22 protein-coding genes are annotated in these 23,465 nt (G+C 68.7%); 13 read left to right on the forward strand and 9 right to left on the reverse strand.

Annotated elements, in window-relative coordinates; all coding sequences use genetic code 11:
• Positions 1 to 5: 5 nt before the first annotated feature.
• The 3 genes from OHA70_RS19585 to OHA70_RS19595 are packed head-to-tail and all read left to right on the forward strand — an operon-like array spanning position 6 to position 2,826.
• Positions 6 to 983 carry an AAA family ATPase gene (locus OHA70_RS19585; protein ID WP_328334611.1) on the forward strand — a complete coding sequence of 326 codons (978 nt, stop codon included), beginning with the start codon at positions 6 to 8 and terminating at the stop codon, positions 981 to 983.
• Between the two features lie 29 nt (positions 984 to 1,012).
• The gene (locus tag OHA70_RS19590) at positions 1,013 to 2,281 is read left to right on the forward strand and encodes a DUF58 domain-containing protein (RefSeq protein WP_328334613.1); all 1,269 of its coding nucleotides are present in this window, start codon (positions 1,013 to 1,015) and stop codon (positions 2,279 to 2,281) included.
• Positions 2,278 to 2,826 (forward strand): hypothetical protein, encoded by a 549-nt coding sequence (locus OHA70_RS19595; RefSeq protein ID WP_328334615.1) that lies wholly within the window; start codon positions 2,278 to 2,280, stop codon positions 2,824 to 2,826. Before OHA70_RS19590 ends, OHA70_RS19595 begins: the two co-directional genes overlap by 4 nt.
• Here the strand turns inward: OHA70_RS19595 and OHA70_RS19600 are convergent.
• The gene (locus OHA70_RS19600) at positions 2,823 to 3,383 is read right to left on the reverse strand and encodes a TetR/AcrR family transcriptional regulator (RefSeq protein WP_328334617.1); all 561 of its coding nucleotides are present in this window, start codon (positions 3,381 to 3,383) and stop codon (positions 2,823 to 2,825) included. The two genes, OHA70_RS19595 and OHA70_RS19600, sit on opposite strands and share 4 nt — an antisense overlap.
• 94 nt (positions 3,384 to 3,477) lie before the next feature.
• Here OHA70_RS19600 and OHA70_RS19605 point away from each other — a divergent pair, with 94 nt between their 5' ends.
• Genes OHA70_RS19605 through OHA70_RS19615 form a run of 3 tightly spaced genes read left to right on the forward strand, consistent with a single transcriptional unit; the run spans position 3,478 to position 5,649 of the window.
• Positions 3,478 to 4,893, forward strand: a complete 1,416-nt coding sequence (locus OHA70_RS19605; RefSeq protein ID WP_328334619.1) for an MFS transporter — start codon at positions 3,478 to 3,480, stop codon at positions 4,891 to 4,893.
• Positions 4,894 to 4,946: 53 nt separating this feature from the next.
• Positions 4,947 to 5,270 carry an MmcQ/YjbR family DNA-binding protein gene (locus OHA70_RS19610; RefSeq protein WP_328334621.1) on the forward strand — a complete coding sequence of 108 codons (324 nt, stop codon included), beginning with the start codon at positions 4,947 to 4,949 and terminating at the stop codon, positions 5,268 to 5,270.
• 28 nt (positions 5,271 to 5,298) lie between these two features.
• Complete coding sequence (locus OHA70_RS19615) at positions 5,299 to 5,649, forward strand: hypothetical protein (RefSeq protein ID WP_328334623.1); 351 nt, start codon at positions 5,299 to 5,301, stop codon at positions 5,647 to 5,649.
• A 96-nt stretch (positions 5,650 to 5,745) separates the two neighbouring features.
• Here the strand turns inward: OHA70_RS19615 and OHA70_RS19620 are convergent, their stop codons facing one another.
• Positions 5,746 to 7,062, reverse strand: a complete 1,317-nt coding sequence (locus tag OHA70_RS19620; protein ID WP_328334625.1) for a neutral zinc metallopeptidase — start codon at positions 7,060 to 7,062, stop codon at positions 5,746 to 5,748.
• Positions 7,063 to 7,140: 78 nt separating this feature from the next.
• Here OHA70_RS19620 and OHA70_RS19625 point away from each other — a divergent pair, with 78 nt between their 5' ends.
• Both OHA70_RS19625 and OHA70_RS19630 read left to right on the forward strand, forming a co-directional pair.
• Positions 7,141 to 8,832 carry a DUF885 domain-containing protein gene (locus OHA70_RS19625; RefSeq protein WP_328334627.1) on the forward strand — a complete coding sequence of 564 codons (1,692 nt, stop codon included), beginning with the start codon at positions 7,141 to 7,143 and terminating at the stop codon, positions 8,830 to 8,832.
• Between the two features lie 8 nt (positions 8,833 to 8,840).
• Entirely contained in the window at positions 8,841 to 10,031 is a 1,191-nt protein-coding gene (locus OHA70_RS19630) for a Maf family nucleotide pyrophosphatase (protein ID WP_328334629.1), read from the forward strand.
• 3 nt (positions 10,032 to 10,034) lie between these two features.
• Here OHA70_RS19630 and OHA70_RS19635 read toward each other — a convergent pair whose 3' ends face one another.
• The 3 genes from OHA70_RS19635 to OHA70_RS19645 form a co-directional block, all read right to left on the reverse strand.
• A complete protein-coding gene (locus tag OHA70_RS19635) occupies positions 10,035 to 10,244 on the reverse strand; it encodes an acyl-CoA carboxylase subunit epsilon (protein WP_328334631.1) in 210 nt (69 codons plus the stop codon).
• Positions 10,245 to 10,256: 12 nt separating this feature from the next.
• Positions 10,257 to 11,846 carry an acyl-CoA carboxylase subunit beta gene (locus OHA70_RS19640; protein ID WP_328334633.1) on the reverse strand — a complete coding sequence of 530 codons (1,590 nt, stop codon included), beginning with the start codon at positions 11,844 to 11,846 and terminating at the stop codon, positions 10,257 to 10,259.
• 77 nt (positions 11,847 to 11,923) lie between these two features.
• Complete coding sequence (locus OHA70_RS19645) at positions 11,924 to 12,394, reverse strand: SCP2 sterol-binding domain-containing protein (RefSeq protein WP_328334635.1); 471 nt, start codon at positions 12,392 to 12,394, stop codon at positions 11,924 to 11,926.
• 68 nt (positions 12,395 to 12,462) lie between these two features.
• Here OHA70_RS19645 and OHA70_RS19650 point away from each other — a divergent pair, with 68 nt between their 5' ends.
• From OHA70_RS19650 to OHA70_RS19660, 3 genes are all read left to right on the forward strand, one after another.
• Entirely contained in the window at positions 12,463 to 13,101 is a 639-nt protein-coding gene (locus tag OHA70_RS19650; RefSeq protein WP_328334637.1) for a TetR/AcrR family transcriptional regulator, read from the forward strand.
• Between the two features lie 108 nt (positions 13,102 to 13,209).
• Positions 13,210 to 15,849 (forward strand): phosphoenolpyruvate carboxylase, encoded by a 2,640-nt coding sequence (locus OHA70_RS19655; RefSeq protein ID WP_328334639.1) that lies wholly within the window; start codon positions 13,210 to 13,212, stop codon positions 15,847 to 15,849.
• A complete protein-coding gene (locus OHA70_RS19660) occupies positions 15,849 to 16,655 on the forward strand; it encodes a biotin--[acetyl-CoA-carboxylase] ligase (protein ID WP_328334641.1) in 807 nt (268 codons plus the stop codon). The genes OHA70_RS19655 and OHA70_RS19660 overlap by 1 nt, the downstream gene beginning before the upstream one ends.
• On the opposite strand, the gene OHA70_RS39780 is transcribed toward OHA70_RS19660, so the two are convergent.
• Both OHA70_RS39780 and OHA70_RS19665 read right to left on the reverse strand, forming a co-directional pair.
• Positions 16,648 to 16,755 (reverse strand): MFS transporter small subunit, encoded by a 108-nt coding sequence (locus tag OHA70_RS39780; protein ID WP_442913896.1) that lies wholly within the window; start codon positions 16,753 to 16,755, stop codon positions 16,648 to 16,650. The two genes, OHA70_RS19660 and OHA70_RS39780, sit on opposite strands and share 8 nt — an antisense overlap.
• Positions 16,752 to 18,029 (reverse strand): OFA family MFS transporter, encoded by a 1,278-nt coding sequence (locus OHA70_RS19665; protein ID WP_328334643.1) that lies wholly within the window; start codon positions 18,027 to 18,029, stop codon positions 16,752 to 16,754. Before OHA70_RS19665 ends, OHA70_RS39780 begins: the two co-directional genes overlap by 4 nt.
• A gap of 270 nt (positions 18,030 to 18,299) precedes the next feature.
• Between OHA70_RS19665 and OHA70_RS19670 the strand changes: the two genes are divergently transcribed.
• The gene (locus tag OHA70_RS19670; RefSeq protein WP_328334645.1) at positions 18,300 to 18,920 is read left to right on the forward strand and encodes a PH domain-containing protein; all 621 of its coding nucleotides are present in this window, start codon (positions 18,300 to 18,302) and stop codon (positions 18,918 to 18,920) included.
• Positions 18,921 to 18,984: 64 nt separating this feature from the next.
• A complete protein-coding gene (locus tag OHA70_RS19675) occupies positions 18,985 to 21,852 on the forward strand; it encodes an AfsR/SARP family transcriptional regulator (RefSeq protein WP_328334647.1) in 2,868 nt (955 codons plus the stop codon).
• On the opposite strand, the gene OHA70_RS19680 is transcribed toward OHA70_RS19675, so the two are convergent.
• Positions 21,846 to 22,178 (reverse strand): hypothetical protein, encoded by a 333-nt coding sequence (locus tag OHA70_RS19680; RefSeq protein WP_328334649.1) that lies wholly within the window; start codon positions 22,176 to 22,178, stop codon positions 21,846 to 21,848. The genes OHA70_RS19675 and OHA70_RS19680 overlap by 7 nt on opposite strands.
• A 72-nt stretch (positions 22,179 to 22,250) precedes the next feature.
• The gene (locus OHA70_RS19685) at positions 22,251 to 23,459 is read right to left on the reverse strand and encodes a GNAT family N-acetyltransferase (protein WP_328334651.1); all 1,209 of its coding nucleotides are present in this window, start codon (positions 23,457 to 23,459) and stop codon (positions 22,251 to 22,253) included.
• Positions 23,460 to 23,465: the final 6 nt, after the last annotated feature.

Genomic DNA, 23,465 nt, shown 5'->3' on the forward strand with positions numbered 1-23,465 from the left:
AACCCGTGACTGATGAGCTGAGCCTCGGCGAGGTGTCGGCGTTGAGCCGGAAGGTGCTGGACCGGGTCGGCGAGGCGGTGGTCGGCAAGGCCGATGCCCTCGAACTGGTCCTGGCCGGGATCCTGGCTGGCGGGCACGTCCTGCTCGAGGACTACCCGGGTCTGGCCAAGACGCTGGCGGCCCGGTCGTTCGCGCAGGCGCTAGGGCTGGAGTTCCGCCGGGTGCAGTTCACTCCCGACCTACTGCCCTCCGATGTCACCGGTGCCTTCGTGTACGACCAGCGGGACTCGCAGTTCGTGTTCCGGCCCGGCCCGATCTTCACCGGCCTCCTACTGGCCGACGAAATCAACCGGACGCCACCGAAGACCCAGGCCGCGCTACTGGAGTCCATGCAGGAGCACCAGGTCACAGTGGAGGGCGAAACCTTCCCACTGCCCGTACCGTTCCACGTGCTCGCCACGGCCAACCCGGTCGAGTACGAAGGCACCTACCCGCTCCCTGAGGCCCAGCTCGACCGCTTCATGCTCCGGATCGCCTTCGGGTACCCGACTGCCGCCGAGGAGTGGGAGGTGCTGCAGCGCCGGATGGGTCGCCGCTCGGAGGATCAGAAGGTCGAGCCCGTCACCGACGCGATCGGCCTGCTCGCCGCGCAACAGGCGATCGAGACCGTCACCGTCGACGACACGGTCGGCAAGTACTGCGTGGAGCTCGCCGCTGCGACCCGTCGCGACTCGCAGGTCCTCGTCGGCGCCTCACCCCGTGGCTCGCTGGCCCTGTTGCTGGCCGCTCGCTCGTACGCCGTCATCCAAGGGCGCGACTACGTCGTACCGGAGGATGTGAAGGCGGTGGCCATCCCTGCGCTGGCTCACCGGATCACTGTGCGGCCCGAGCTGTGGCTGCATGAGGTGACTGGAGCCACTGTCGTTCGTACTGTGCTGGGTGCGGTCCCTGCTCCGCCTACCGTCGCGGGCGCCCGGCAGTGAATTGGCTGCCGACACACGCGCAGGTCAGGGTGGTCTCTATCGCGGCCGTCCTGCTACTGATCGCTGTGCTGGCTCGCAGACCCGACATGGCGGTCCTAGGGCTGCCACTGGCCTTCGTAGCCGCCTGGGGTCGGTACTTCCGTCCGCGTGAGGAGCCGGTACTCGAGACCGAGCTGGACGCCGACGTGCTGTTCGAGGGCCAGGCGACGACGTACCGGCTGAAGGTGGCGGAAGGGCTGGACCCCGACGTCGACCTGGTGGTCATGGCCTTGGTCCGGACGCCATGGTTCCGCTACGACCCACCGCAGGCTGCAGTGGCTGAGCCTGTGACGGATGGGTCGGTGGATCTTGAGGTCGGGCTCCGTTCCGAGCGTTGGGGCCTGCGGCAACTAGAGCGCCCCAATGTGATCGCCACGTCGGTACTGGGCGCCTACCGGATCCAGGTGGTCTCTCCTGGCGCCGAGGCCGTCAGTACCTTGCCACTGCGCGACGGGTTCGAGGCAGTGGACTCGGTACCGCGCCCTGCCGGCCTGGTTGGACTACACCGGTCCAGGCGACCCGGTGAGGGCACAGAGCTCGCAGGGGTCAGACCGTTCCGTACCGGCGACCGCTTGCGCCGGATCAACTGGAAGGTGTCGGCCCGTACGCGCGAACTGCACGTCACATCGACCTGGTCCGACCGCGACACTGAGGTCGTCATCCTGCTCGACACTGGCGCAGAGGTCGGCATCAGTGAAGGCATCGACGGCCGATCGAGCAGCCTGGACACAGCAGTCCGCGCAGCCGCCTCTATCGCCGAGCACTACCTGCGCCACGGCGATCGAGTCCGCCTGATCGACACCGGTACTACGGTCGGCGGAGTGCGGGCCGGTAGCGGTAGGGCCCACTTGCGCCGGATCCTCGACGTACTGGTGCACGCCGATCGCCGGGGCCGTCAGCAGGACGAGAACCAGCTCGCCCGCCGGCACCGGATCCGCTCCGACAGCCTGGTACTCGTCCTGAGCCCCCTGCTGCGCAAGGAGATGCTCGGCTACATCGTCACGCTCGTCCACTCGGGCTGCACGGTGATCGCGGTCGACACCCTGCCACCGGAGGTCAGCGACGTGATCGACCCGGCGGAGCACGATACGAAGGCGTGGCCGCTGGCCTGGCGGCTCAGGCTGCTCGAGCGTCGGACGGAACTCGACCGGCTGGGCGATCTCGGAGTACCGACGGTCGGCTGGCGTGGTGCGGGGACCCTGGACGAAGTACTGCGGGATGCGGCCCGGGTGGCGTCTGCTCCGAGGATGCGCTCATGAGCGGGGACGAGCGGATCAGCCAATGGCTGGTGGCGCTCCAGGCGACCGGCCCCGCGACCTGGGCCGCACGGTCGGCGATCGCGGCGGCCGGGCTGGTGGCGCTCGTCGTGCCAGGGCTGGCGCCGTGGGATCAGATGGATGCGATCCCGATAGTCGGGGCGCTCCTGCTGGCCGCGTGTGTGCTGTTGCCGGATTCCCTGGCGCCGCTGCTGTTCATGATCGTCGTCTGCCTCGGCTGGCTGATGCGGGCGCCCAGCGACCTGACCTTGCCGCTGGTGCTGACCGGAATCGCCTTGCTGGTGGTGCATCTGGCGTCCGCGTTCGCCGGCCAGATCCCGTCGTACGCCGTGGTCAATCGCGAGGCGTTGCGCAAATGGTTGCTACCGGCAACTTGCGCGGTGCTGCTCGGGCCGGTCGTCGCGATCGCCGCGGGGCTGGTTCGCGGGGCTGAAGTACAGGGCTCACTGTTCGTCACGGTGGCGGCCCTGGTCGCGGCGACCGGGGCCATCTGGTTCGCGGCCGGCCAGTCGGTGGGGGACCGCTAGCTCTCTGGGGCCTCGTCGGGATTGCCGAGGCTGCTGAGTAGCTCGGTGGCCCATTCGCAGGAGATCGGGTTCTTGCCGGTCACCTGCATGGCCGCCATCACGGTGAGCAGCATGCCGGTAGCCATGAACCTGGTGACGTCGTCCGGGGTGGCGCCGGTGAGCTCGCCGACCGTGTGGTGGATCCGGCCGAAGCGCTCCCGGACGGTCTCGCCGATGGCTGGGTCGGAGCTGGCCGCGAAGCCGTGCAGCAGGACGACGAGCAGCTCCCGCTCGGGCATCAGCTCGTTATAGGCCTCGCCCAGGCTCGCCAGCGTCGCCTCCCGGTCGGCCGCGCGCCGGAACGCCGCCTCGATCTTGTCGCAGACCCGGTTCGTGGTGGCCAGGAAGAGCTGCTGCTTGGTGCCGAACAGCCGGATCACGTACGGCTGTGACACCCCCGCCAAGCGGGCGATCTCATCGGTCTTGGTGCCGGCGTAGCCGTTCTCGCCGAACGCCACCACGGCCGCCTGCAGGACCTCTTCGCTGCGCTCGGCGGCGGTCAGCCTGGTCTTCGTCATGATCCGTCCTCTCGTTGTCGCTTGACATGTTATCAGTCAATGCATACTTTGATTCGGACGTTAGTTATCAGTCAATAACAACAAGGAGCTGGACATGACCACGACCGCCCTCGAAGCCGCCGCCTCGCCGGCGGCCGGCGAGCCCGCCGTCCGGCGCTCGCTGGCCACCGTGCTGGCCGTGGTGGGCATCCCGATGTTCATGGTGACGCTGGACAACCTGGTGGTGACGAACGCGCTGCCGGTGATCAAGACCGAGATCGGCGCCTCGCTGACCGACCTGCAGTGGTTCATCAACGCGTACACGCTGTCCTTCGCCGCGCTGCTGCTGACCGCCTCGGCGATCGGTGACCGGCTCGGCCGGCGGCGGGTCTTCCTGGCCGGTATCACCCTCTTCACCCTCGCCTCGGCGGCCTGCGCGATGGCCACCGAGCCGTGGATGCTGATCGGCGCCCGCGCGATCCAAGGAGTCGGTGCGGCCGCGGTCATGCCGTTGTCGCTGACGCTGCTGGCGGCGGCGGTACCGGCTCGTCAGCGCAGTGCCGCGATCGGGATCTGGGGCGGCATCTCCGGCCTCGGCGTCGCGGTCGGTCCGGTCGTCGGGGGAGCGGTAGTCGACGGCATCAACTGGCAGTGGATCTTCTGGCTGAACGTCCCGATCGGCCTGATCGCGCTGCCGCTGGCTGCTCGGGTACTGACCGAGTCCCGCGGTGCTGCCAAGAAGCTCGACCTGCTCGGCCTGGTGCTGTCCGCGAGCTCGGTGCTCGCCATCGTGTGGGGTGTCGTGCACGGAGCCGACGACGGCTGGTCCTCGGGCCGGATCCTGACCGCGCTGATCGGTGGCGGCGTGCTCCTGGTGTCGTTTGTGGTTTGGGAGCACCGGGCGCCGGCGCCGATGTTGCCGCTGCGGTTGTTCCGGGTGCGGGCGTTCAGCGTCACCAACACGACCGCCTTCACCTTCTCGGTCGGTGTGTTCGGCTCGGTGTTCCTGCTGGCGCAGTTCTTCCAGGTCGTACAGGGCTACACGCCGCTGCAGTCGGGGCTGCGGACGCTGCCCTGGACGATGGCGCCGATGGTGGTCGCGCCGCTTGCCGGGTTGGTTGTCGACCGGGTCGGGCCGCGGGTGCTGATCGCGACCGGGCAGGTTTTCCTGGCCTCCGCGCTGGCTTGGATCGCGCTCGTCACGACGACTGAGGTCACCTATGGCTCGTACGTTGCGCCGTTCGTGCTCGCCGGGATCGGGATGGGGCTCACCTTCGCTCCGTCGGCCAGCGTGGTGATGTCGAGCTTCGGCGACGCCGACCGTGGCGTCGCGTCCGGCACGAACAACACGATCCGCGAGGTCGGGGTCGCGATGGGCGTCGCAGTACTGGCGTCGGTCTTCGCCTCGGCCGGGTCGTACGCCAGCCCGGCGCAGTACGTCGATGGTCTGGTACCGGCCGTCTGGGTCGGATCCGCGATCGTGGCTGTCGGCGCAGTACTGGCCCTGCTCCTGCCGGGTCGCCGTCGCTAGAACCGGTTGATGGCCGGGACCGCCTTGTCGGTCCCGGCCATTACTGTGTCGTCGTGCTTGACGCTGACGACGTACGCCGGATCGCGCTGTCTCTGCCGCAGGTGGTGGAGAAGGAGCGCTGGCGTCATCCGACCTTCGACGTCGCGGGCCGGATGTTCCTCACCGTCCCCGACGACCAGACGTCGTTCGCCGTCCGCTGCCCGCGGCTGGAGCGGGACGAGCTGATCGCCGCCGAGCCGGACAAGTTCTGGGTACCACCGCACGAGGCCCACTCGAGCTGGGTCCGCGCCCGCCTGGCAGCCCTGGAGGACGCCGACGAGCTGCACGACATCCTCCTGGACTCCTGGCGCCAAGCCGCCCCGGAGGAGCTGAGATGAAGACGACGATTCTGGGCACTGGGCAGGCATGGCGAAGTACGAGGTCAATGAGCAGGCTGTGGAGTATGCGAAGCGGCTGATCGAGGGCCGCCAGTACGTGCTGGACAGTGACTGGGGTGCGGTGCAGCCGGACGCTGAGGCTCAGAACAAGTTTCTGGAGTCGCACTCGTGGGAGGAGTACGGCCAGTGGCACCTGGGGCTGACCGTCGGGGCGACTGACGAGACCAAGGGCCGGTTCGCCTTCGGGTACGGCGATCTGCGGCGGCTGCATCGGACCGGGCTGATCGCCTGCGTGTACCGCGCCTCGGAGTGGCGGCACAAGAAGATCGAGCTGGCCGCTCACGAGTTGCTGCAACTGCTCGACGCGAAGACGGCGTAACGGCGGGAGGGTGTGTTGCTGCTGCGTATTCCGGTGCCGCAGCAGCAACACACCGAGGCACTGTACGACGTACCGCGCGATGAGACGAGTCCGGCGCTAGCTCACGTACCGCTTCGAGACGGCGAAGGTGTTGCAGCTGGCCGGGTTGCCGGTGACGAAGGAGCGGCCCATGAAACGGGCCTGGCTGGCCGGGCTGCCGTGGTCGCCCTGCTCGGGCTTGTCACCCGAGGTGACGACCCACTTGTTCCAGACCTGCAGCATCAGCCCGTTGATCGGGTAGCTGCGCTTGTTGGCCGCCAGGAAGACGCCGGCGAAGCAGTTCGCCTGCAGTTCCATCCGCCGGGTCTGCCGCATCCGGTCGTCGTAGTTCGTCATCTCGTACTGGATGTCGGACGACGCCTCGAGGATGCCGGTCACCGACTGCATCGCATGGCCGTACTCGTGCGCGATCGACCGCGAGTACCACATCCGCGCGTACGCCTTGGAGTCCGCGTAGGGGTACTCGTTGTAGCTCTTCACGAAGTTGTCGACCTTCATGTACATCATGTGGTTCGTGCTGCAGTAGAACGGCACCGCGACCGGGCCGTTGCCACACGGGCTGTTCACGCTGACGCCGGACCAATAGAGCATCGTCGGCGCCTTGAACGTGTACCCCGCCAGCGCGACCTGGCGCGCCCATGAACGGTCCAGGCACGGCTTGATCGCGGCCCAGTACTTGGCCGCGTTGCCGGCCGTGCTCGGCTTGATCTTCGGTTCCCGGCAGCTCACCGAGCGCATCTGGCCGGTCTTGTAGAGCCGGTTCTTGGCCACGATGTCCTGGTTCGACGGTGGCGGCGCGGTCGGCTTGGAGGTCGCCGTCGTGGTCGGCTGGGTCGTCCGCGGCTGGGTCGGCTGGGTGGCCGTCGGCTGCCGGGTGGGTGCGCTCGTGGTCGGGATCGGACCCTGGGTCGACCGGTAGCTCGGCTGGCTGTAGGTCGGCTGGGTGTAGTTGTTGTCGGCGTTCTTCTTGATCACGCCGAAGATCCACAGCCCGACGACGGCGACCAGGACCACGCCCAGGATCGCGAACAGCGGCGCCTTGGACTTCTTCCGCGGCGGCAACTGCGGCTGCCAGCCCGGCTGGAAGCCACGACCAGGCGGGTAGCCGGGCGGACCGGGCGGCGGCGCGAACTGCGGTCCCCAGCCGAGGCCCTGCCCCTGCTGCGGCGCCACGGACGGCGCCCCGTACTGGTACGGCGGTTGACCAGGCTGGTACCCGCTCTGCTGATAGCCGGGCTGCTGCGGTTGGCCAGGCGGGTACCCGCCCTGCTGATAGCCAGGCTGCTGATAAGGCGGTGGCTGGTTCGGCGGCTGCTGGTTCGGCCGATAGGGGCCACCCGGTTGCTGACCGTAAGGCGGCTGTGTCAACCCCATGTCCCTTCACTGAATCCACCGGCGAGCGTGCGACACAGTACCGGGAGCTGAGCTCAGCCGCGCGGTAGTGTCGGCCTGGTGACGGATACGACCCCACTGAACAGCCCGATCGACCAGATCTCCGAGCAGTTCCTCGAGGCCTACGCCGCGCTGGATCCGACCGAGGCGACCTCGATGGGGATCCCCGGCCACGACCACGAGCTGCCGGACTACACGCCGGCCGGGTTCGAGGCACTGACCGACCTGTACCGCCGTACGGTCGCCGAGGCGTCCGCCGCCCAGGTGTCCTCCCCGCGGGAAGAGGCGGCCCGGGATGCGCTGCTGGAGCGGGTCGGGCTCGACCTGGAGCAGTGCGAGGCCGGCGTACCGCAGCACCAGCTGAACGCGATCTCCTGCGTGCCGGTCGACATCCGCTCGGTCTTCGACCTGATGCCGACCGCGACCCAGGACGACTGGGAGACGATCGCGATCCGGCTGAACCTGGTCGGTACGACGCTCGACGGCTACCGCGAGACCCTGACCGAGCAGGCCGCCGCCGGGCGGGTCTCCGCCGCGCGCCAGGTCAACGTGCTGGCCGAGCGGATCGCCAGCTGGACCGGCGCCGAGGGGGACGACTTCTTCGCCGGGCTCGCCGCGAAGGCCCCGGACACCGCGATCAAGGCCACCGTCGACGCGGCCGCCGCGTCGGCCCGCAAGGCCTACGACCAGTTCGGCCAGTGGCTGACCACCGACTTGTTGCCGCAGGCCCCGAATCGGGACGCGTGCGGCCGGGAGGTCTACCAGCTCGCCTCGCGCAACTTCCTCGGCGCGGCCGTCGACCTGGAGGAGACCTACGCCTGGGGCTGGGAGGAGCTGGCCCGGATCGAGGGCGAGATGCAGACCATCGCGGCGTCGCTCAACGGCGGCGACCGCAGCATCGAGGCCGTCGCCGAGCTGCTCGACAACGACCCGGCCCGCAAGATCCACGGCAAGGAGGCGTTCCGGGACTGGATGCAGCAGCTCGCCGACGCCGCCGTCGAGGAGCTGGCCGGCACCCACTTCGAGATCCCGGACTCGATCAAGCGGATCGAGTGCATGATCGCGCCGACCTCCGACGGGTCGATCTACTACACCCCGCCGAGCGAGGACCTGACCAGCCGGCCGGGCCGGATGTGGTGGGCCGTGCCGGCCGGTGTCGAGGACTTCGCCACCTGGCGCGAGGTCACCACCGTCTACCACGAAGGCGTGCCCGGACATCACCTCCAGGTCGCCCAGACGATGCTGCGCACCGACCAGCTCAACCGCTGGCTCCGGCTCGGCTGCTGGGTCTCCGGCCACGGCGAGGGCTGGGCCCTGTACGCCGAACGCCTGATGGAAGAACTCGGGTACCTCGAAGAGCCCGGCGCCCGGCTCGGCATGCTCGACGCGCAGGGCTTCCGCGCGGCCCGGGTGATCATCGACCTCGGGATGCACCTGGAGCTGAAGGTCCCGCAGGACAACCCGTTCGGCTGGCGCCCGGGCGAGACCTGGAACGCCGAGCTCGGATTCGAGTTCCTCCGCGCGCACTCGCGGATGGAGACCGAGTTCCTGCGGGCCGAGCTGAACCGCTATCTCGGCTGGCCGGGGCAGGCACCGTCGTACAAGGTCGGCGAGCGGATCTGGCTGCAGGCGCGCGAGGAGGCCAAGCAGCGCAAGGGTTCTGCCTTCGACCTGAAGGCCTTCCATCGGGACGCGCTCAATCTTGGCTCGATCGGCCTGGACCCGCTCCGTCGCGCCCTCGCCAAGCTGTGAGCGCGCCGATGAGATTCGTACTGGCCTCGCAATCGCCTGCCCGCTTGAAGACGCTGCGCAACGCGGGCGTCGAGCCGGAGGTGATCGTCTCCGGCGTCGACGAGGACAACATCACCGCCGATTCACCGGGTGAGCTGGCCCGCACGCTCGCGGTGCTGAAGGCGCGCGCGGTCGTCTCCACGCTGACCGACCACGCCACCGTGCTCGGCTGCGATTCGGTACTCGAGATCGACGGCGTCGCCTATGGCAAGCCCGGTACGCCGGAGGTCGCGCGCGAGCGGTTGCGGATGATGAGCGGGCGTTCCGGCGTACTGCACACCGGCCACTGCCTGTTCGACACCCGCACCCGGCAGGAGCTCCGCGAACTCGCCTCCACGACGGTCCGATTCGCCGAACTCACCGACGCCGAGATCGACGCGTACGTCGCGACCGGCGAGCCACTGGTTGTCGCGGGCTCGTTCACCGTCGACGGACTCGGCGGCCCGTTCGTCGCCGGCATCGACGGTGACTACCACAACGTCGTCGGCATCTCGCTGCCGTTGGTCCGCCGAATGCTCGCCGAGGTCGGCATCACCTGGCCGTCCCTGTGGACCGCCAAGCGCCACCTCCGGTACGACGAAGCCGAGGCAGCCCAGTACGACGAGACGCGCGGCGGCACGCAACGCGCACAAGCCGCCGCCGACGCCATCCAGGAGCTACTGCCCAAGGGCGGCCGGGTGCTGGAGCTAGCCGTCGGCACCGGCACGGTCGCCGCCGAACTGGTTGCTCAAGGCAACCTGGTCCACGGCCTCGACCTGTCACCCGCGATGCTCCACCACGCTCGCGTCCGGCTCCCCGGCCATGTCGCCGCCGCCGACGCGACGCAACTCCCCATCGCAGACCGCCGTTGCGACGCAGTACTGGCGATCTGGCTCCTGCACCTGGTCCCCGACAGCAACCAGGTCCTGGCCGAGGTCTCCCGGGTCCTCCGTCCCGACGGCGTCTTCATCACCACCACCGAGAAGCCAGAGTCCTCCCGGTACGCCGCAGGCCGCACCCCCGAGCAGCACCGCTCCGAGGACGCCCTGTCCCTGCTCGTAGCCCGAGCGGCCCAGCACGGCCTTCATCTGGACGGGGCCACAACCTTCCCCGGCCCAGCCAAGGGCAACACCGCTGTCCCGCTCTACCCGTTGATCAGGTTCCGCAGGTCCAGTAGCTAAGGCTTACGGGTGGGCGCTGGCTCGCCAGCGGCCGGGGCCGGGGTGGAGGGGGCGGGTGTGGTTGCGCCAGTAGGTAGCCCAGTTGCTGGCGCGGTCCGTGGAGGGCGGCTCGGCCGGGGCGGCTGCTGAGCGCGCGGCTACTACGGCTAGCAGGGCGGCCAGTTCTTCGGGGGTGGGGTCGCCCTTGGCGATACGGAGTACAGGTTCGGTCATGGCTGGCTCCGATCAGAGCGGGATGTTGCCGTGCTTTTTGGGCGGGAGGGTGTCGCGCTTGGTGCGGAGTAGGCGGAGGGCGCGGATGATCTCGGCGCGGGTCTCGCTGGGCTTGATCACGGCGTCGATGTAGCCGCGCTCGGCCGCGATGTACGGGTTGGCGAGATGGTCCTCGTACTCGGTGATGAACTGCTGGCGGCGCGACTCGATGTCCTCGCCGGCTTCGGCGGCCGCGGCCAGTTCGCGCCGGTGCAGGATGTTGACCGCGCCCTGGGCGCCCATCACGGCGATCTGCGCGGTCGGCCAGGCCAGGTTGATGTCGGCGCCGAGGTGCTTGGAGCCCATCACGTCGTACGCGCCGCCGTACGCCTTGCGGGTGATCGTGGTGATCATCGGCACCGTCGCCTCGGCGTACGCGTAGATCAGCTTGGCGCCGCGGCGGATGATGCCGTTCCACTCCTGGTCGGTGCCCGGCAGGAAGCCGGGGACGTCGACGAAGGTCAGGATCGGCACGTTGAACGCGTCGCAGGTGCGGACGAACCGGGCCGCCTTCTCGGAGGCGTCGATGTCGAGGGTGCCGGCGAACTGCATCGGCTGGTTCGCGACCACGCCGACCGGGCGGCCCTCGACCCGGCCGAAGCCGACGATGATGTTCGGCGCGAACAGGGCCTGTACTTCGAGGAACTCGCCGTCATCGACCACCGCCTCGATCACGGCGTGCATGTCGTACGGCTGGTTCGGTGAGTCCGGGATCAGCGTGTCGAGCGCAAGGTCGGTCTCGCTGGACTCGAGGTCGGCGTCGAAGTCGAACGCGGGCGGGTCCTCGAGGTTGTTCTGCGGGAGATGCGCGACCAGGGCCTTCACCCAGTCGATCGCGTCCTCCTCGTCGCTGCCCAGGTAGTGCGCGTTGCCGGACTTGGTGTTGTGCGTCCGGGCGCCGCCGAGCTCCTCCTGGGTGACGTCCTCGCCGGTGACGGTCTTGATCACGTCCGGGCCGGTGATGAACATGTACGACGATTCGTCGACCATCACGGTGAAGTCGGTGACCGCGGGGGAGTAGACCGCGCCGCCCGCGCAGGGGCCCATGATGAGCGAGATCTGCGGGATGACCCCGGATGCGCGGACGTTGCGGCGGAAGATCTCGCCGTACAGGCCGAGGCTGACGACGCCTTCCTGGATCCGGGCGCCGCCGGAGTCGTTGATGCCGATCAGCGGGCAGCCGATCTTCATCGCCAGGTCCATCACCTTGACGATCTTCTCGCCGAACACCTCACCCAGCGACCCGCCGAAGACGGTGAAGTCCTGCGCGAACACGCACACCTGGCGGCCGTCGATGGTGCCGAACCCGGTCACCACGCCGTCGCCGTACGGGCGGGTGGCGTCCATCCCGAAGGAGGTCGACCGGTGCCGGGCGAACTCGTCCAGCTCGGAGAAGGAGCCTTCGTCGAGCAGCAGCGCGATCCGCTCCCGGGCCGTCTTCTTGCCGCGGGCGTGCTGTTTCTCCACCGCGCGCTCGGAGCCGGCGTGCACAGCCTCGTCGAGCTTGTGCTCCAGATCCGCGATCTTCCCGGCGGTGGTGTGGATGTTCACGGTCTCTCCCATAACCGGGCAGCCTAACGGGCTCGGAGCGGTTCGCGTGCTGTGACGTTAGCCGCAACGTTACTGCGCAGTATGGGCGGTCAGTGGGGACCGACGACGAAGAGTTTGGTGAGGCGGGCGGCCAGGGCTAGGTCGCCGCGGACCGAGAGGCGTTGTTTGAGGACGGCCAGCACCGGGTCCTCGTTGCCGGTGACGATCTTCAGCAGGGTGGCCGGGTCGGTGCGGACCGAGATGGCCGGCGGCTCGGTGTGGTCGGTGAGCAGCCGGCAGGCGCCGTCGCTGACCCGGATCCGGTACTCGTCGACGCCGCCACCGCACGCGCCGGTGATCTGCCAGGCGATGATCGCGTCGAAACCCTCCGCCCGCGCTGGGCGCAGGTACTCCGGCATCCGGCGAAAGATCTCGCGCAACGCGATCTCTCGGACTCCCCCGATGAGCCGATGCCGAAGCTCCCGCTCCGAGGTCCGGTCGACCAGCCGGGCCAGCTCACCGAGCTCGAGCTCGGCGAAATCCTTCGACTCCAGCCAGACCGCACTCCCGCGTTCGGCCATTCAGCACGACCTCCCCGGCAGTTCCTACCAGACCGTAGGAATTTCCTACGAGCTGATAGCTTTGTCAAGTGGTCAGCCCTGAAGACCCGGTTGCGGAACCTCGCCGCCGTGCCGCGCACCTGGGCCCTGAGCGCCGGCGCCCGCTGATCCTGGACGCGGCGCTCGAGGTGTTCTCCGAGCGCGGCTTCGCCGGTACGACGATGCAGACGGTCGCCGACGCCGCCGGAGTCACCAAACCCGTGGTCTACGACTCGTTTGCCAACCGCGACGAGTTGCTGCTCGCGCTGCTGGCTCGCGAGGAGCAGCACCTGGTCCTGTCGGTGATGGCCGCGCTGCCGACCGACCCGAGCGTCGGTACGCCGGAGGAGCACGTCCTCGAAGGCCTCACCGCGTTCCTGGAGACGGCGGCCAAGTCCCCGCAGTCGTGGCGAATCGTCTTCGGAGCCCAGTACGGCGCTGCCCCCGCCGTCGCCGACCGCGTCCGGGCGGCCCGCGCGTTCCTGGTCGAAGGACTGCGGTTGACCCTCGTGCAATCGTTGCCGGGTGTCACCGATCCCGACGCCAATCTCCCGGTACTGGCCGAAATGCTGGCCTCGATGACCGAGAGCTGCGCCCGGATGCTCGTCGTCGACGGCACCGACCGCACCCCGGCCCAACTGGCCAAGACCGTCTCCCAAGTGGTCGGCGGCGGCTTCAGCGCCATCTAGGCGGTTACTGTCGCGTCACCCCCACTCTTCGTCACGTTTGGTCACGATCGGCGTTCACTAGTCGGACCGACGGGCGAGAGAGCGCGGCCACAGATATCGTGGGCGAACGTGACCGAGACCGGCAGTCAGGCGAACGCCCGTACCCGTACCCGCGCACGCTTTGAAGTGCCCGAGGAACTCCGCGCCGACGTACGCCTGCTGGGCGAACTCCTCGGCCGCGTCCTGGTCGAGTACGCGGGTCAGCCGCTGCTCGACGACGTCGAGAAGCTCCGTGAGCTGACCATCGCCGGCGACGGTGCGGGAGCCGAGGCGCTAGTCGCCTCCTGGCCGCACGAGCGCGCAGAGGACGTCGCCCGCGCCTTCACCTGCTACTTCCACCTCACCAACCTCAGCGAGGAGCTGCACCGCGCCCGCGTACTACGGGAGCGCGACCGCTCCGGAGACGCTCCTGCCGTCTCCGAGCTGGCCCAGGCGGTCGAGAAGATCAGCGCCGAAGCCGGTGAGCAGCAGGCGCGTGCCCTGCTCAACGGGCTCGAGTTCCGCCCGGTACTGACAGCGCACCCGACCGAGGCCCGCCGGCGCGCCGCCCTGGCCACCATCCGGCGCATCTCCGCGCTGCTGGAGGAGCGCAGCGACCCCCGGGCCGGCGACAGCGAGCTGGCCGAGAACCAGCGCCGCCTGATCGAGCAGATCGACATCCTCTGGCGTACGTCGCAACTGCGGACCAGCCGCCCGACCCCGCTGGACGAGGTGCGCTCGGCGATGGCGGTCTTCGAGGAGACCCTGTTCGACGTCGTGGCGAACGTCTACCGCCGACTCGACGACGCGCTGGCCGGCGAGCAGGCCGGGGTCAAGCAGCCGGTGGTTGCACCGTTCGTCCGGCTCGGCTCCTGGATCGGCGGCGACCGCGACGGCAACCCGAACGTCACTGCGGCGATCACCCGCGAGGCCATGCAGATCCAGGCCGACCACGTACTGCGGGCGCTCGAGCAGGCGACCGACCAGCTCGGCCGTGCGCTCACGTTGGACTCGCAGACCACCCCGCCCTCCGCGCCGGTCCGCCGGATCCTGGAGGACGCCCGCGCGGTCAATCCCGAGCTGATCTCCGACATCGAGACCCGCTCGCCGTCCGAGCCGCACCGCCAGCTACTGCTGCTTGCAGCGCGTCGGCTGGCCGCCACCCGGGCACGGGACGCCGACTTCGGCTACCCGCGAGCGAGCGACTTCCTGCACGAGCTGAAGGTCCTGCAGGACTCGCTGGTCAGCGCAGGCGCTCTACGGCAGGGATACGGCGAGCTGCAGCAGCTCATCTGGCAGGTGACCTCGTTCGGCTTCCACCTGGCCGAGTTGGAGGTCCGGCAGCACTCGTCGGTGCACACCAAGGCCCTGGAAGAGGTACTGGGCGGTGGCGAGCTCTCCGACCAGACCGAGGAGGTGCTGGCCACTCTGCGGGTGATCGGCCAGATCCAGCAGCGCTTCGGGCCGGATGCCTGCCGCCGGTACGTCGTGTCCTTCACCCGCAACGCTGGTGACCTCGCTGCCGTCTACGAGCTGGCCGACGCCGCTATGGACGGCCGGCCGATCGAGCTGGACGTAGTACCGCTGTTCGAGACCGGCGAGGACCTGCAGAACTCCGTGGAGGTGCTGGACAACGCGATCCAGCTCACCCGGGTCCGGCACCGCCTGACGGCCAACGACCGGCGCTTCGAGGTCATGCTCGGCTACTCCGACTCCGCCAAGGACGTCGGACCCGTCTCCGCCACCCTGGCTCTGTACGACGCGCAGGCGCGGATCACCGCTTGGGCCCAGCGCAACGCGATCCGCCTGACCCTGTTCCACGGCCGTGGTGGAGCGCTGGGCCGTGGTGGAGGCCCCGCGAACCGCGCAGTACTGGCTCAGGCGCCTGGATCGGTCTCCGGCCGGTTCAAGCTCACTGAGCAGGGTGAGGCGATCCCTGCTCGCTACGGCAACGCAGCGATCGCCCAGCGGCACATCGAGCAGGTCACTGCAGCCACGCTGCTCGCCTCCACTCCTGGCATCGAGGAGCGGGCGGTCCACGCGGCCGAGCGCTTCTCCGTGGTGGAGAAGACCATGGACGAGGCGTCCCGGACGACGTACCACCGGCTGGTGCGGGCGGAAGGGTTCGCGGAGTGGTTCGGCCGGGTCACTCCGCTGGAGGAGCTCGGGCAGCTGCCGCTGGGCTCCCGGCCGGCCCGTCGTGGTGTGGCCGTGTCCTCGCTGGAGGACCTCCGGGCGATCCCGTGGGTGTTCGCCTGGTCGCAGGCCCGCGTCAACGCTCCGGGCTGGTACGGCCTCGGCTCGGCCCTCTCGGCCGTCGGGGACGTCGCAGTACTGCAGGACGCGAACCAGAACTGGCCGCTCTTCCAGGTGATGCTCGAGAACGCCGAGATGTCCCTGGCGAAGACCGACCGCCGCATCCTCGGCCGCTACCTGGAGCTGGGCGACCGGCCCGACCTGACCAAGCAGATGCTGGACGAGCACGAGCTGACCACCGAGTGGGTGCTCAAGGTGCTCGGCGGCGACAAGCTGCTCAGCGGCCGCCGGGTCCTCGGCCGTGCGGTCGAGCTGCGCAACCCGTACGTCGATGCACTCAGCTACCTCCAGTTGCGGGCTCTCCGCAGCCTGCGGACGGATGAGTCGCTCGACGAGCAGCAGATCGTCCGTACCAGGCGACTACTCCTCCTGACCGTCTCGGGCGTTGCCGCCGGCCTGCAGAACACCGGCTGATGTTCGGCGATCTGGGAAGGCCGCCCCTCGACGCGAAGTACCTGCAGGGGCGGCTGGTACGACCTGGCTCGCTGTGGAGTCAGGTCGACGTACTGGCCGAGACGGAGTCGACCAATGCCGTCGTGGCCGCTGCTGCGCGCTCTGGGGCTGCTGAAGGTCTAGTGGTGGCGGCGGAGTACCAATCGTCCGGGCGTGGACGGCTCGGGCGTACGTGGACGACTCCTGCCCGCTCTGCGTTGCTCATGTCGGCTCTGCTGCGCCCGACGGGCATCCCCGCGCATCGGTGGCCGTGGTTGGGGCTGATGGTGCCGCTGGCGGTTGCGTCCGCGGTACGTCGGGTGGGGGAGATCCCTGCGCAGGTGAAGTGGCCTAACGACGTACTGGTCGATGACCGGAAGCTCGCGGGCATCCTGCTGGAGCGGATCGACGGACCGGCCGCCATTGTCGGCATCGGGCTCAACGTCAGTCTCACAGCGGCTGAGCGGCCTACAGACGTGGCTACGTCGCTAGCGCTGGAGGGTGCTGCGACGACTGACCGGAGCACTGTGATGACCGCAGTACTGCGGGAGTTGGCTACTCGCTATCAGACCTGGGTGCAGGCTGACGGGGACCCTGAGGTGATCTTGCCGGACTACCGCGAGCTGTCTGCCACTTTCGGGCGACAGGTGCGGGTAGAACTGCCCGGAGGGGTATTCATCGAGGGCACTGCTACCGACCTGGATGCGGATGGTCGGCTGATAGTGCTCACCGCCGACGGCCCTCGTTCCTTGGCCGCCGGCGATGTCACACACCTACGTACTAGCTAGTGAACAGCTTTGCTGCGGTGATGAGGGTCTGGACGATGCCGTAGCCGAGCAGGACGGCTACCAGCGCCCAGGAGATGACGAGCCGGGGAGTCTGGTTCATTTCGCTGCCTCCGCTGAGGTGGTCTGGCTGGCCTCGTGGAATCGGTCGGCGACCGGCCGGATCAGCAGATTGGCGATGAAGCCGACCGCCAGCACCCCGACCATGGTGAACAACGCCGGCCGGTAGGCCGCGGCCGTCAGCGTGCCCGGCTTGCCCTCCCGGTCGAGGAACCCGTTGATGATGAGCGGCCCCGCGACACCCGCCACCGACCATGCGGTCAGTAGCCGGCCGTGGATCGCGCCGACCTGGTAACCCCCGAAGAGATCCCGCAGGTACGCCGGTACGGTGGCGAACCCGCCGCCGTAGAACGACAGGATGACCGCGGCGAACAGTACGAAGAGCGCGGTGCTGTTGTGCCCGACCGTTGCCAGCAGCAAGTAGAAGATGATCCCGACGCCGAGGTACAGCGCGTAGATCGGCTTGCGGCCGATGATGTCGGACGTGCTCGACCAGGCGAACCGGCCGGCCATGTTGAAGATCGACAGCAGGCCGACGAACCCGGCGGCCGCGCCGACGGCGACGGTCGACTTGCCGCCGACATCACCGCGGAAGAAGTCCTGGATCATCGGGCTGGCCTGCTCGAGGATGCCGATGCCGGCCGTGACGTTGCAGAGCAGGACCACCCAGAGCAGCCAGAACTGCGGCGTCTTGATCGCGTTCGCCGCCGAGACGTTCGCAGTGGTGACGAGGGCTTTCGCCTTCACCTGCGACGGATCGAACCCGTCCGGCTTCCAGCCCTCGGCGGGCACCCGGATGTTCACCACGCCGAACATCATGATCACGAAGTACCCGATGCCGAGCGTCAGGAACAACGCGACCAGCGCGCTGCCACCGGCCACCGAGGTGGAGACGTTCGAGTCGTAGCCGTCGTCGTACAGGCTGAGCAGTTGCCGCGACAGCGGGCTGGCCACCAGCGCGCCGCCGCCGAAGCCCATGATCGCCAGGCCGGTGGCGAGGCCGGGCCGGTCGGGGAACCACTTGATCAGCGTGGAGACCGGGGAGATGTAGCCGATCCCCAGCCCGATCCCGCCGATGACGCCGTAACCCAGATAGACCAGCCAGAGCTGGCCGGTACCGATGCCCAGGGCCCCTACCAGGAAGCCGGTCGACCAGAAGCAGGCCGAGACGAACATCGACTTGCGCGGGCCGTTGCGCTCGACCCAGGTGCCGCCGATCGCGGCGGACAGGCCGAGCATCACGATCGCGATGCTGAAGGTCACCCCGATCGCGGTCTGGCTGGCGTCGAAGTGCTTGATCATCGACGTCTTGTACACGCTGGTCGCGTACGCCTGGCCGATGCACAGGTGGACGGCCAGCGCGGCCGGCGGGGATCAGCCAGCGGCTGTAGCCCGGCGGCGCGATCGTGTGCTCACGATCCAGTACGGACAAGATGCCCATCACGGCTCCTCAGGTAATGGCCCCCAGCAAATACCCCTTGAGCATCCTGGCCGACTGTATCCAGTTTGTGAAGTATCAAATTGTGTAGTGTTCAATCATCGTGTCGCCCGCAGACAAGCGGCCCCTCGAACTGTGAGACTGGGGGCATGGCGATCTCGGCGAAGTTGTTGGGTGACGACGAGTACGTCGTCGTCAGCACCCGGACGCACTGGAAGGCACTGATCTTCCCGGTGTTCCTGCTGCTCGTGGTGGCGGCCGGCGGCGGGTTCCTCGCCGCGGTGGTCCCGGACGGCAACCTGCAGACCCCGGCCCGGATCGCGATCGGCGTGGTCGGGCTGCTGGTGCTGATCGTGTTCGCCGCCAAGCCGTTCCTGAACTGGTTCTTCTCGACCTACACGCTGACGAACCGGCGGCTGATCACCCGGCACGGCATCCTGACCCGGACCGGCCGGGACATCCCGCTGATGCGGATCAACGACGTCTCCTACGAGCACGGCATCATCGACCGCCTGCTCGGCTGCGGCACCCTGCAGATCGAGTCGGCCGGCGAGCGCGGCCAGGTGGTACTGCCGGACGTCCCGCACGTCGAGCACATGCACCTGCAGATGTCCGACCTGCTCTTCGGCGGCCCCGAAGGCAAGCCCGGCGACGGCATCCTCGACGACGAGGCCCCGCCGGAGCACCTCCGCCGCCGCGAGCCCCGCGCCACCTCGGACGAGCCGGACAGCGAAACCCTCTTCAGCTCGGACGACAACGACCGCCGCTAATGTGCTGACTCTGGGGGTGCTGGGCCCGCTTGAGATCGCTGGTGGGGCGAGTCTGCCCCGCCGCATGTGCCGGCAGCTGCTCGGTGTGCTCGCGTTGCGGGCCAACACCACGCTCGCCACGGACTGGCTGGTCGACGCGCTGTGGCCGGGCAGCCCGCCCCGCTCGGCAGAGTCCAACCTCCGCTCGTACCTCGCCGACATCCGCCGGGTGCTGCCCGGCTGGCTGACCTCGGGCCCCAACGGCCTGGTACTCCGGGCAGCCCCCGACCAGCTCGACGTGCTGGCGTTCTGCCGCGAGATCGACCTCGCTCGCGGACTGTCCGGCGCGGCAGCCGCGGCGTCGTACGGTCGGGCGCTGGCGTACTGGCGTGGGCCGGTACTGGATGGCCTCCCGATCCCCGAGGCGGTGCGGATCGAGGCGCAGGTGCTGGAGGACCGTCGCCTCGACGTCACCGAGGACTGGTGTGCCGCTCGTCTGGAGGCCGGACACGATCCGGACCTGATCAACGAGCTGCAGGCCCTGGTGGAGCGCGCGCCGCTGCGTGAGCGCCGGTGGCAGCTGCTGATGCTGGCGCAGTACCGGTCTGGCCGGCAGGCAGACGCACTGGCCGGATTCCGCCGCCTGCAAGGGATTCTGGACGATGAGCTCGGGGTGGAGCCGAGCCCGCAGACGATCGAGCTGCACCGCAGGATCCAACGCGGAGACCCGGAACTGGCGTCGAGATCCACAGTGCCACGGCAACTGCCCAGCACAGGTCCGCACCTGGTCGGCCGGAAGAGCGCACTCGACGGACTGAGCGACGCCCTGCCGGGGGTAGCTGTCGTCAGTGGGATGGCCGGAGTCGGCAAGACCGCCCTGGCCATCCACTGGGCGCGCGCAGCAGCCGCGGAGTACCCAGACGGCTGCCTGTACGTCGATCTGCGCGGGTACGGCCCCGGCCAGCCGGTGGAGCCTGCCGAGGTACTGGCTGGCTTCCTGCGCGCATTCGGGGTCACTGACCAGCCCACCGAGGTCACTGAGCTCGCTGCCCGGTATCGCACCGAACTGGGAGGCCGCCGCGTCCTGGTCGTCCTGGACAACGCTCGGGACGTCAGCCAGGTCAGACCGCTCCTGCCGGGCACTGGCGGCGTACTGGTCACCAGCCGTGATGCGCTGGCCGGGCTCGTCGCTCGTGATGGAGCAAAGCGGATCGACCTGGATGTGCTGACTCGTGACGACAGCCTGCGCCTACTGCAGTCGATGGCTGCTGGTGTCGTTGAGCAGGATCCAGCGGCAGCGGACGAGCTTGTGCGCCTTTGCGGCCGGCTACCGCTCGCGCTCTGCATCGTGGCGGAGCTGGTCGTCGCACGATCAGCCGGTTCGCTACGTGGGCTGGTGACCGGCCTGACCGATGAGCATCTGCGGCTGGATCGCCTGACGGCCGGCGGCGACCAGGCGACCGGAGTACGGTCGGTGTTCTCGTGGTCGGTGAAGTCGCTGCCTGACGGGCCTGCGAAGGCCTTTGGGTTGCTGGGTGCTCATCCGGCGCGGGATCTCGCGCTGCCCGCGGTGGCTGCCCTGCTCGATGCCGATCCCTTCGAGACGGCTGACTGGCTGGATGCCTTGCACCGCGCGCATCTGGTGACCGTCGACGGCGATCGCTATGGCATGCATGATCTGCTGCGCGCGTACGCCCGGGACCTGACCGCGCCTGAGCTGCAGTCCGCGGCGATTGCACGGCTGACCAGTCACTATCTCCGGACCGCGTCGACTGCCATGGACCTGCTGTATCCGGGGGAGTTCGACGCCAGGCCAAGGGTCGCGGCCGGTCTCGAGACCCGGTTCAGTGGGATCGCAGAGGCTGATGACTGGTTCGCCGCAGAGATTCCCGCGCTGGTCGCCGTGGCCGGTCTGGCGGCCGAGTTGACCGGGCCTGATACCGAGACAGACTCGGCCGGGCTGCTGGCGGACATGGTCTGGCGGCACATGTTCGTCAAGGGCTTCGGGGCTGAGGCGATGGCCTTGCACGGGTCTGCCCGCAGGGCCGCTCAGGCTCGCCATGACCCGGCTGCCGAGGCCACAGCGGTGAAGCATCTGGCGTCGACCAACTACCTGAACGGCGACAACCAGCAGGCGCGGCAGCTCTGCGAGGAAGCGCTCGGGTTGTGCCGGCTGGCCGGTGACCGGATCGGTGAGGGCGGCAATCTGGTAAACCTCGGCCTGATGTGCTGGATCCTCGGCGATCCACGGGCCGCGCTCGAGTACCAGGTCGCGGCGCTCGCGATCCAGCGTGAGCTCGGCAACCGGCTCGCTGAGGGCCACATCCTGCTCAACATCGGGTTGCTCGACTTCGTCCAGGGCCGTACTCGCAAGGCTCGCTCGATGTACGAGGCGGCCCTCGTGATCAACCGCGAAGTGGGCGACCCTTACGGCGAGTACCTGACGCTGGACAGCCTCGGATCGGTCCTGCTGAGACTCGGCAGGTCGCAGGAGGCCCTCGACCGGCACCAGGCGTCAGTGGCGATCTGCCACACCTTGGGCAGTGAACCTGGCCAGTTGAGTGGCCGGCGCGCGCTGGCCGTCGCCCTGACCAGCCTCGGCCGGTACGACGAAGCGGCCGATCACCTCCGGGTCGTCCTGGAGGTGATGGCCGCGACCGGTCATCGAGAGCTCGCCCGGGCCCTCAACGATCTCGCCAACCTCGACCGGGCCCGTGGCGACCTGTTGGCGGCCAGCACTCACCATGATGAGGCGGTGGCGCTGGCTCGCCAGGACAGCGACCGGTATCTCGAGGTCGAGATCCTCAATGACAGTGCTCTCACACTCGATGCCAGAGGCAACCATGAGCGGGCGATGGTATGCCGGGCGACCGTGCAGGAGTTGGCGGCTGAGATCGGTGCCTACTACGAGCTGGTCCGAGCCACCCGGCAGGGCGTAGTACCGGCTCAGTAGTTGACCAGGACGATGTTGGTGTCGTAGATCCAGGTGTTGAGGGGGCACTGGACGTGGGACGTGCCTTCGCCCGGGCCGTAGGCGGCGCTGCCGTTCTGGTGAATGATGTTGCCGTTGGGGCGTTCGCAGTCGGCGCGCAGGTACCAGTACGACGAGTTGTCGTCGTAGCAGGTCGCTGTCTGCCAGCGCTGCGAGGCGTTGTAGCCGTAGACGCAGTTGCTCTCCACGATGGCGGCCGATGCCGGCGCCGCGGTCATCGCCACCAGGGCAGAGCCGCCGATCGTGGCAAGCGCCAGGCTGGTACGGAACGTTCGGGTAAGAGACATGAGACCTCCAGGAGTCGGCGTTCTTCCTGGAGATGGTTGTTCAGGGGCGCATACGCGGGCGCATACGTCTGGTCAGAAGATCTCCAGGCTGACGGGGGCGACCGGCCAGTTGAAGGCTGCGGTGGCCTGGGTGAGGGCGCCGGGGGTGTGTTCGATGACTCGGCCGGTGGCGGCGAACTCGGCTAGTTGGCGGCCGCCCAGGTAGATCGCGCCGAGTTCGGTGGTGGACAGGCTCAGGTCGGCTGGGGCGTCGGTGGGTTCGCAGCGGACCGTCTCGCCTGTGGTCAGGTGGAAGCGGCCGGTGTTGGCCGGGATGAGGTCGTCGGTTACGTCGAGCACTAGGTCCACGGCTACGGCGTACCGGCGTTGTTCGAGGGCTCGGGGGACGTCGGTGACGCGGACCCACAGGGATTCGGTGACCCGCCGGTTGAGGGCGGTGGGGGTGGTGACGAGTTGCTGGAGCGGCTCGTCGACGGCGGCGAAACCGAACTCGAGGGTGCCGGCCAGGTCGAGCGTGAGCACGTGTTGCCAGAGTGCCTGGTACGCCGCTGGGGTGATCGCGACGAGTTCTTCGAGGTGGACTTCGTTGGCCGGGCCGGTCGCGGTCCAGTGCATCTTGCCGCGCCAGAGGGCGTACCCGTCGATGGTGCCGCTCTCGTCGCGGTGCACCAGAATCTGGCGGGCGGTCTTGCCGCCGCGCTCGTCAGGCTTGTCTTCTAGGTGCTGCTGCCATTTGAGGTCCGACCGACCTGACACACCCGGTCGCCGCTCTTGCAGCGCCTGCAGCAGCGGCGCCAACTCCTTGATCGCGCCATCGGCCGGCAACTCGCTGATCTCGCCCGGCCGGGTCTTGACGTTCGACGGCCCGACCCGATGCAGATCGATCTCGTACGACATGCCCCACGCGGCCGCGGCGTACCCGAAACGCCCGTAGATCCCGGACTCGCTGGCCCACAACACGGCAATGGCTTCCGGTACTTCGCGCAGCTGCCGGCTGATCAACTGCGCCATGATCCCGCGCCGCCGATGCGTCGCCTTCACTCCGACCCCGGTCACATGCGCCGCCGGCACCACGGCTCCCGGTATCGACAGGTCCCGCGTCAACGCTTGCGTAGTACCGACGATGTCCGGGCCGTCGGTCACCACCAACGTCCGCTCAGGCTCGAACATCCGCCGCCCCAGCTCGGTCGGCGACGAGTCGAACATCATCGCCCCCGCGAACAGCACCCGCACCTCGTCATACTCCCCGGCGGCAGCCGCCCGAACGTTGAGCTCATTCATGTCGGC

Source organism: Kribbella sp. NBC_00382, from assembly GCF_036067295.1.
In the GTDB taxonomy this organism is placed as follows: Bacteria; Actinomycetota; Actinomycetes; order Propionibacteriales; family Kribbellaceae; genus Kribbella.

What these genes read in the sequence shown, in the direction of transcription:
- OHA70_RS19645 (WP_328334635.1), bottom strand. Translation starts at nt 12,394, where the DNA reads ATGGCCGAACGCGGGAGTGCGGTCTGGCTGGAGTCGAAGGATTTCGCC.
- OHA70_RS19680 (WP_328334649.1), bottom strand. Translation starts at nt 22,178, where the DNA reads ATGTCTCTTACCCGAACGTTCCGTACCAGCCTGGCGCTTGCCACGATC.
- OHA70_RS19640 (WP_328334633.1), bottom strand. Translation starts at nt 11,846, where the DNA reads ATGGGAGAGACCGTGAACATCCACACCACCGCCGGGAAGATCGCGGAT.
- OHA70_RS19595 (WP_328334615.1), top strand. Translation starts at nt 2,278, where the DNA reads ATGAGCGGGGACGAGCGGATCAGCCAATGGCTGGTGGCGCTCCAGGCG.
- OHA70_RS39780 (WP_442913896.1), bottom strand. Translation starts at nt 16,755, where the DNA reads ATGAACCAGACTCCCCGGCTCGTCATCTCCTGGGCGCTGGTAGCCGTC.
- OHA70_RS19670 (WP_328334645.1), top strand. Translation starts at nt 18,300, where the DNA reads ATGGCGATCTCGGCGAAGTTGTTGGGTGACGACGAGTACGTCGTCGTC.
- OHA70_RS19635 (WP_328334631.1), bottom strand. Translation starts at nt 10,244, where the DNA reads ATGACCGAACCTGTACTCCGTATCGCCAAGGGCGACCCCACCCCCGAA.
- OHA70_RS19600 (WP_328334617.1), bottom strand. Translation starts at nt 3,383, where the DNA reads ATGACGAAGACCAGGCTGACCGCCGCCGAGCGCAGCGAAGAGGTCCTG.
- OHA70_RS19630 (WP_328334629.1), top strand. Translation starts at nt 8,841, where the DNA reads ATGAGATTCGTACTGGCCTCGCAATCGCCTGCCCGCTTGAAGACGCTG.
- OHA70_RS19605 (WP_328334619.1), top strand. Translation starts at nt 3,478, where the DNA reads ATGACCACGACCGCCCTCGAAGCCGCCGCCTCGCCGGCGGCCGGCGAG.
- OHA70_RS19660 (WP_328334641.1), top strand. Translation starts at nt 15,849, where the DNA reads ATGTTCGGCGATCTGGGAAGGCCGCCCCTCGACGCGAAGTACCTGCAG.
- OHA70_RS19615 (WP_328334623.1), top strand. Translation starts at nt 5,299, where the DNA reads ATGGCGAAGTACGAGGTCAATGAGCAGGCTGTGGAGTATGCGAAGCGG.
- OHA70_RS19620 (WP_328334625.1), bottom strand. Translation starts at nt 7,062, where the DNA reads ATGGGGTTGACACAGCCGCCTTACGGTCAGCAACCGGGTGGCCCCTAT.
- OHA70_RS19675 (WP_328334647.1), top strand. Translation starts at nt 18,985, where the DNA reads ATGTGCCGGCAGCTGCTCGGTGTGCTCGCGTTGCGGGCCAACACCACG.
- OHA70_RS19685 (WP_328334651.1), bottom strand. Translation starts at nt 23,459, where the DNA reads ATGAATGAGCTCAACGTTCGGGCGGCTGCCGCCGGGGAGTATGACGAG.